3 protein-coding genes are annotated in these 7241 nt (G+C 64.6%); 1 reads left to right on the top strand and 2 read right to left on the bottom strand.

The features are described 5' to 3' along the window. Together IAE56_RS20110 and IAE56_RS21185 are read right to left on the bottom strand one after the other, a co-directional pair. Positions 1-1402 (bottom strand): autotransporter outer membrane beta-barrel domain-containing protein (locus tag IAE56_RS20110; RefSeq protein ID WP_200753735.1); only part of this gene is annotated, 1402 nt, incomplete at its 3' end. A gap of 716 nt (positions 1403-2118) precedes the next feature. Next, entirely contained in the window at positions 2119-3753 is a 1635-nt protein-coding gene (locus tag IAE56_RS21185) for an autotransporter outer membrane beta-barrel domain-containing protein (protein ID WP_325167214.1), read from the bottom strand. A gap of 1076 nt (positions 3754-4829) precedes the next feature. On the opposite strand from IAE56_RS21185, the gene IAE56_RS20100 reads away from it, so the two are divergent. Then, a complete protein-coding gene (locus IAE56_RS20100; protein ID WP_200753733.1) occupies positions 4830-7184 on the top strand; it encodes a GH92 family glycosyl hydrolase in 2355 nt (784 codons plus the stop codon). Positions 7185-7241: the final 57 nt, after the last annotated feature.

The raw sequence follows: 7241 nt of genomic DNA, 5'->3' as shown, positions 1-7241 counted from the left end.
CGGGGTTGCACTCGGGCAGGCTCGGATCGACCTCGCACGGGTCCGGCGCGGTGGGCAGCACCGAACGCAGGTACCAGTTGCCATCGGTACCGGTGCCTTTGTGCAGGAAGTACTCGTATTGGCCGCCGACCGCGCGGCCAGCCAGGTTGAACTGGCCGTTGGAGGCGCCGCCGACCTGGATCAGTTCGATACCGTTGACTGTCTGCGCACCTGCGCCGCCGACGTTGTTGACGCGCACGTTGGCAGTGCCGCTGGTATCACCGCCGATGACCAGCTTGTCGCTGGCCGCATCGTCGCCGGCCAGCACGGTGTTGAAGATGAGAGTGCCATCGGCCCCGGTGAAGTTGCCGGAGACGTTGAGGGTGTGGAAGGCGGAGCCATCGCCCAGCGCGATTTCACCGCCGCTGCCCAGTGACAGGCTGCCGGTGCTGCTGTCACCGCTCATCTGCCAGCGGGCGTTGTCCAGCGACATCGAGGTGATGCCCTGGGTGACGCCGAGCAGCGTGGCGTTGTTGGTCAACGCAACGTCCACTGTGCTGCCGCCGGTGTTGATGATGTTGCCGATGAGGTTGGAGTTGTCGACGGTGAAGCCCACTTTGGCGGCGGCGGCGGTGACTTCGAGCAGGTTGCCGTTGCTGCCAACCAGCTCAGCGCCATTGCGGGCAATGAACTGGACTTCTCCATCTACACGGTTGGTTCCCGGAGGCGGAGCAACGAACAGTGCCGCGCCCGTCTTGCCTTCAACACGTGACGCGTCGATTGCAACAGTAGAGGCGTCAGGCGACGTAAACTGATTGCCTGTGGCAGAGACTCCGTTGACCTCACCGGTCACCACACTTCCATTGCCAATGAGGATGTCGGCGGCGTCAAATGCGAGGATACCGTTGCCGTTCAGCGCTGGTGCGGCGGAGGCGTCCATTCTTCCGAGAACCTGCGTGCGGTCCAACGTCAATGTGGATCGCCCTCCCGTCGGGGATCCGAGTACGCTGATGCCCAGCCCCAGGCCCGTGATCTGGCTGTTGCTGATGTTGGCGGTAGAGCCCTGCCCACCACTCCCGGTGGCGAGGGTCATACCTCGCGCAATGCTGTTGTTGACTGTGGAATTGGTCAGTGTGAGCGAACTGCTCTGCAGGGTGATGCCGGCGCGGGTTCTGGCGGCGGCTTCGACCTGGGCCTCGTCGATTCTGAGGGTCGACTGCCGAACCGCTTCGATGGCCAGCGTACTCCCGCCGGGATTGACGTTGAGCGTGGCGCCATCGACCAACCACGTTTCAGGTGTGTCACCGGGCCGCACCGTTGCGACTTGGCCGGGGTAAAGTTGGGCGGCATGGGTGGCACCCGTCACCAGCAGCAGGCTGGCCGCAATGGCCAGTGAGAGGGTATTGGCGGTAGTACGCATCATGGAAAGACTCCTGTAGTGACGTATTCCAGTGGATGGCGCACATGCATCGGGGCATGCGGCGCCATCAGGGGGTGAAACGAAGGCGAGCGCCGGTGGTCCATCCGCGATGCAGCGGCGATGGACGGTAGAGGTATGTGCTCGGGCAGGTGGGCGCATGAAACGCCCGTGCTGCGGTGTGCCGATCAGCCCGGAAGCGGGGCCATGACCGTTTGGCCGCCAACGCTGCGAAACGAGGTTCCGGTGCGGCCAGGAAGAGGTATCAGCGGCCGCCGGAACGGGCTCGACAGCGGGGCGCCACAGGCGCGACGGCGATTGCTACGGCGGACGGCGGTCTGCATGACAGACTCCTTCTGGGGTGGAACTGTGCATTCACTTCGTCGTTGTTAACGTTTCGCAGGCCATGCGTGGATGGGGCGTGAAAGATCTGACCTTGTTCATGTGGCAGCAGGGTGACGTGGCCACTCGGTGACGTAATGCGCTCTCTTTGTCGGTTTCGACTTGGGGGCAGTTTCGGCATGGCGGGTTTTGTGAACCATCCAATTAGTTGTATTTCCCCCGCTGCGCATGGCAGGAAAGAGCCGCCTTTACGTCGCTGCGCAGTTGCATCGCTTCTGCGAGGTGACAGACCTTAAGGGCGGCGCCCTTCCAATGGGGTTGCAGGGTGCCATGCGCCTCGAACGCGTATGGCACCCCGAAAGCAGGGTTTGCCGGCTCGATTACCAGCTGTAGCTCACGCCCACCTGCGCGGCATTCTGGTGGTAACCACTGGCGCGCTGCAGCGACAGCCCGCCCCAGATGCCCACACCGCTGCCGAACTTCACCGACGCACCGGCACTGAACTCGCCACGGCTGCGCGGGATGCGGGCATCCACCACCTCGTCGTCCATGCTGATCTGCGATTCGGCGCGGGTATGCAGCCAGTTGGCGGCCAGGTAGGGCTGCACTTCGGCAACCCCATTGCCCCAGCGGGTCACGCCGGACAGGCGCAGGCCGGCGCGGCCGAACAGGCCATCGGCGTTCTCGGTGCCGACCACGGTGCCGTTGGTTTCGGTGTGGCGATCACCATCCCAGCGGCTGTAGCCCACCTGCAGCTGCGGTTCCAGATAGATGCCGCCGTTGCTGGCGCCTCCCAGGCGGAAGGCATAACCGGTTTCCACTGCGCCCTGCCAGGCCCGGCTGTCGTAGCGCTCGCTGGCCAGGCCGATGCCTTCCACACGGTTGCGGAACTGCGCACGCTGCACCGAGCCATCCACGTAGAAGCCCGCATACGGGTCGGCGCCATTGCCACCGCGCCACGTGCCATACAGGCCCAGCGCCTCGCCCTTCACCTTGCCGCGCGCGTAGTAGCCGGTCAGCTCGTTGGTGGAGGTGCTGCTGGCGTTGCCGGTGGACAGCATCACGCCCGCGCTGCTGCCAGTGTCGGCGCGCCACAGGTCGGCGCCCACCGTGAGTGCCTGGCTGTTGCCACGAATATCCAGCTGCTGGCTGACCGCATCGAAGCCGTTGCGAGAACCGTCCACGCGGGCCCACGCGCGGCCGGCATTCTGGCCGGCATGGCGATCGTGGTAGCCCAGCCGGAACATGGTCTGCGCGGCCTGCAGGTTGGCCAGGTAGGCGCCGGGCTCGGGGCGCAGCACCGGGTCGGGATCCGGACCCGGACCCGGACCCGGCAGTCCGGGGTTGCACTCGGGCAGGCTCGGATCGACCTCGCACGGGTCCGGCGCGGTGGGCAGCACCGAACGCAGGTACCAGTTGCCATCGGTACCGGTGCCTTTGTGCAGGAAGTACTCGTATTGGCCGCCGACCGCGCGGCCAGCCAGGTTGAACAGGCCGTTGGAGGCGCCGCCGACCTGGATCAGTTCGATACCGTTGACTGTCTGCGCACCTGCGCCGCCGACGTTGTTGACGCGCACGTTGGCAGTGCCGCTGGTATCACCGCCGATGACCAGCTTGTCGCTGGCCGCATCGTCGCCGGCCAGCACGGTGTTGAACAGGAAGGTGCCGTCGTTGCCGGTGAAGTTGCCGGAGACGTTGAGGGTGTGGAAAGCAGAGCCGTCGCCCAGCGCGACTTCACTGCCACTGCCCAGAGACAGGCTGCCGGAACTACTGTTGCCGGTCAGCTGCCAACGGGCGTTGTCCAGCGACATCGATGTGATGCCCTGGATGACGCCGAGCAGGGTGGCGTTGTTGGTAAGGCTGACGTCGACGGTGCTGCCGACCGTGTTGATGATGTTGCCGGTGAGGCGCGAGTCGTCGACGTTGAAGCCAACAGTCGCGTCCGGTGCCTCGACAAAGAGCAGATTGCCGTCACCGCCGACGAGCTGGCCGTTGTTGCGGACATTGAAGACCACGTTTGATCGCGGGGACGTCAGGGAACGCGAGGGAGCAACCCGTAGAGCGGCACCCGTTTGTCCTTCGATGAGGGAGCCGTCAATGCTGATATTGGAGGCGCCACCAACGTCTGTATCGATTGCATAGATCCCGTTCTGAGCGCCAATTACGCTGCTGCCATTCTGAACCGATACATCAGCAGTTCCGATCACCAGCAGACCGTTCCCGGCTAACGTTGCCGAGGCGCCATTGTTCGCAAGCGCCTCAATGCGGGTAGCGTCAACGATCAGAATCGCGCGCTGGCTGGAAAAGGCGGTAGCCACGCTGGCGCCCACACCGAGGCCGAGAAGATCACTTCGCCTGACCGTGGCTACTGAGCCTGGCAGCCCACCACCACCTACATCAGCCAAGGTAAGTGCTCGCCCGCCGGTGTTGCGGATACTGGTGTCGTTGATCTCACTCGTGCTGTTATTGAGAGCGACGGCGCCACTCGCTACATCTGCCGACACCCCCGCCCCCAATAGAAGCAGGTTCGAAGAAGATCCTGCGGCTATGCGCAGCGTTTGTCCACCAGGATTGACGGTAAGCGTCGCTCCAGACAGGCTCCACGTCTCGGCGGTATCTCCGGGTTGCACGGTAGCCGACTGGCCCGGGGTAAGCGTCCGCGCATATACCGGTGCGGCAGCGAAGGCAAGAGAGCTGGCCACAGCCAGTGCGAGGGAACGACGGACAGCGTCTTTCATGACGAAACTCCTGTTATGAGAGTACTTCCGGAATACACCCGTACAGACTGCGTCAATCTGTATCAGACGCTAAGAGGGCGTGAAGCGGGTGTGACCCGACAGTGGTTCCTGACAAAGGTGATGCGGCAATCCCGCCTCCTGCCTTGGCACGCAATCGTCTTGATTTCGGGCCCGTCCACTGCGGCGCTTAGGTGCGGGCACAGTGTCATCACCGGTCACGCCGGCGGACATACAAAAAGTTGCAGATGAAAAGCGGACTGATTCTGTCGCGTATGGAACGGTTCAGCTGCACCGCAACATGCAGAGCAGAGGGCGCAGTGCTAGGCTCCCGAGCACCACCTGAATCGATCCAAATGCCGATGCCCCTGTCGCAACGTCGTTTCCTGCTCGCTGTCGCTGCCTCGGCGATGTTCGTTTCCGGTCTGGCCGGTGCCGCCCCTGCTCGGTCCGCCGCCGACAAGGCCTATGCCTCGGTCGACCCCTTCATCGGCACCGGTGGGGAAGGGCATACCTACCCGGGTGCCACGGTGCCGTTCGGTATGGTCCAGCTCAGCCCGGACACGCGCATCCAGCCTCGCGAAAAGGCCTATGGCTGGGCCGCCGGCTACCGCTACGACGACAGCAGCATCGTCGGCTTCTCGCACACGCATTTCTCCGGCACCGGTCATTCGGACCTGGGCGATATCCTGGTGATGCCGTTCACCGGCGAGCCCGGCCTGGAACGCGGCGATCCGGAAAAACCGCGCAGCGGCTATGCCTCGCAGTTCCGCCATGACGACGAGAAGGCCGAGCCCGGCTACTACGCGGTCACCCTCGACGACTACAAGGTGCGCGCCGAGCTGACCACCAGCGCCCGCGTCGGCGTGCATCGCTATACCTTCCCCAAGGGCACCGACGCGAAGATGCTGCTGGACATGCGCACCAGCATGTACGACTACCCGGGCAAGATCCTGTGGTCGCGGGTGCGCGTCCGCGACGACGGCACCGTCACCGGCTTCCGCGAAACGCGCGGCTGGGCGGCGGGTCGCCAGCTGTATTTCGCGATGCGCTTCTCGCGGCCGCTGACCAGCCACGAGCTGCACAGCACCGAGAAGGACATCGTCTACAAGGGCTTCGCGCCTCCGGGTGAGAAGGATCCGAAGCAGCGTGCGCAGATCGAGGGACGGCAGCTGGTCGGCACCTTCGATTTCGGCAAGCTGGATGCGCCGCTGATCGTGAAGGTCGCGATCTCGCCGGTCAGCGAGGCCGGTGCCATCGCCAATCTCGACGCCGAAGTGTCCGACTTCGATTTCGACCGTGTGCGTGCGCAGGCGAAGCAGGAGTGGACGAAGGCGCTGTCGGTGCTGGATATCGATGCGCCGGAACATGCACGGCGCAGCGCCTACACCGCGCTGTACCACACCCTGCTGGGGCCGACGCTGTTCATGGATGCCGACGGCCAGTACCGCGGCGCCGACAATGCCGTGCACAAGGCCGAGGGCTACACCAACTACTCGACCTTCTCGCTGTGGGATACCTACCGCGCCCTCCATCCCTTGCTGACCCTGGTGCAGCCGGAGAAGCGCAACAGCGATTTCATCAATTCGATGCTGGCCCACCACGACCACAGCCCCTATGGCATGCTGCCGGTGTGGTCGTTCCACGGTCTGGAAGACTGGTGCATGATCGGCTACCACGCGGTGCCAGTGATCGCCGATGCCTACGTCAAGGGCATCCGTGGCTTCGACGTCGACAAGGCGCTGAAGGCCATGGTCGAGACGGCCAACTACGGTCCCTACGACGGCATCGCGCAGTATCGCGAGCTGGGCTATGTGCCGATCGATGAGGAAGGTGAGGCCGCCAGCAAGACGCTGGAATACGCCTTCGATGACTGGACCATCGCGCGCATGGCGCAGGCGATGGGCAGGACCGACGTCGCCACCACCTTCGACAAGCGTGCCGGCAACTGGCGCAACGCGTTCGACAAGGACACCGGCTTCATGCGCGCGCGCAAGCGCGATGGCAGCTTCCGCACGCCGTTCGACCCGAGTGCCAGCGGTTACGGCACCGACTACACCGAAGGCAATGCCTGGCAGTATTCCTGGTACGTGCCGCAGGATGTGGCCGGTCTGGCCGCAGCGCACGGTGGCAGCGACAAGCTGCTGGCACGGCTGGATGAGGTGTTCAACGCCAAAGTCGATCCGTCCATCTTCGAGCACATGGAAGACATCACCGGCCTGATCGGCTGGTACGCGCACGGCAACGAACCCAGCCACCACGTGGCCTACCTGTATTCGTACGCCGGCCAGCCGTGGCGCAGCCAGGCCCGCCTGAAGCAGATCATGGACACGCAGTACGCCGACCGCCCCGATGGACTGGCCGGCAACGACGACGTCGGCCAGATGTCGGCGTGGTACGTGTTCACCGCGCTGGGCTTCTATCCGGTGGCACCGGGTTCGGGCGAGTACATCCTCGGCCGTCCGTTCCTGCCGAAGACCGCGATGCGCCTGCCGAACGGCAAGACGTTCACGATCGTGGCCAACGGCCTGGACGACAAGCACACCTATGTGGGCAGCGTGAGCCTCAACGGCAGGCCGCTGCAGCGCACCTTCCTGCGCCATGACGAGATCCTGGCCGGTGGCGAACTGACCTTCACCATGCAGGCCGAACCGAACAAGGAATGGCCGGGGCAGGGCGCGCAGGCGCCGTATTCGATGTCAACGCCGTAACGGTAGCGCCGGGCCCCCCCCCGCGGGGGGGGCGCCCCGGCCCCGGCCGCCCGGGCC

Source organism: Stenotrophomonas sp. S41 (assembly GCF_016624625.1).
GTDB lineage: Bacteria > Pseudomonadota > Gammaproteobacteria > Xanthomonadales > Xanthomonadaceae > Stenotrophomonas.
Note: the sequence above shows the minus strand (reverse complement) of the source record. Positions and strands in the feature narration are given on the sequence as shown.

Coding starts and splice junctions, on each gene's coding strand:
- IAE56_RS20100 (WP_200753733.1), top strand. CDS start 4,830: ATGCCGATGCCCCTGTCGCAACGTCGTTTCCTGCTCGCTGTCGCTGCC.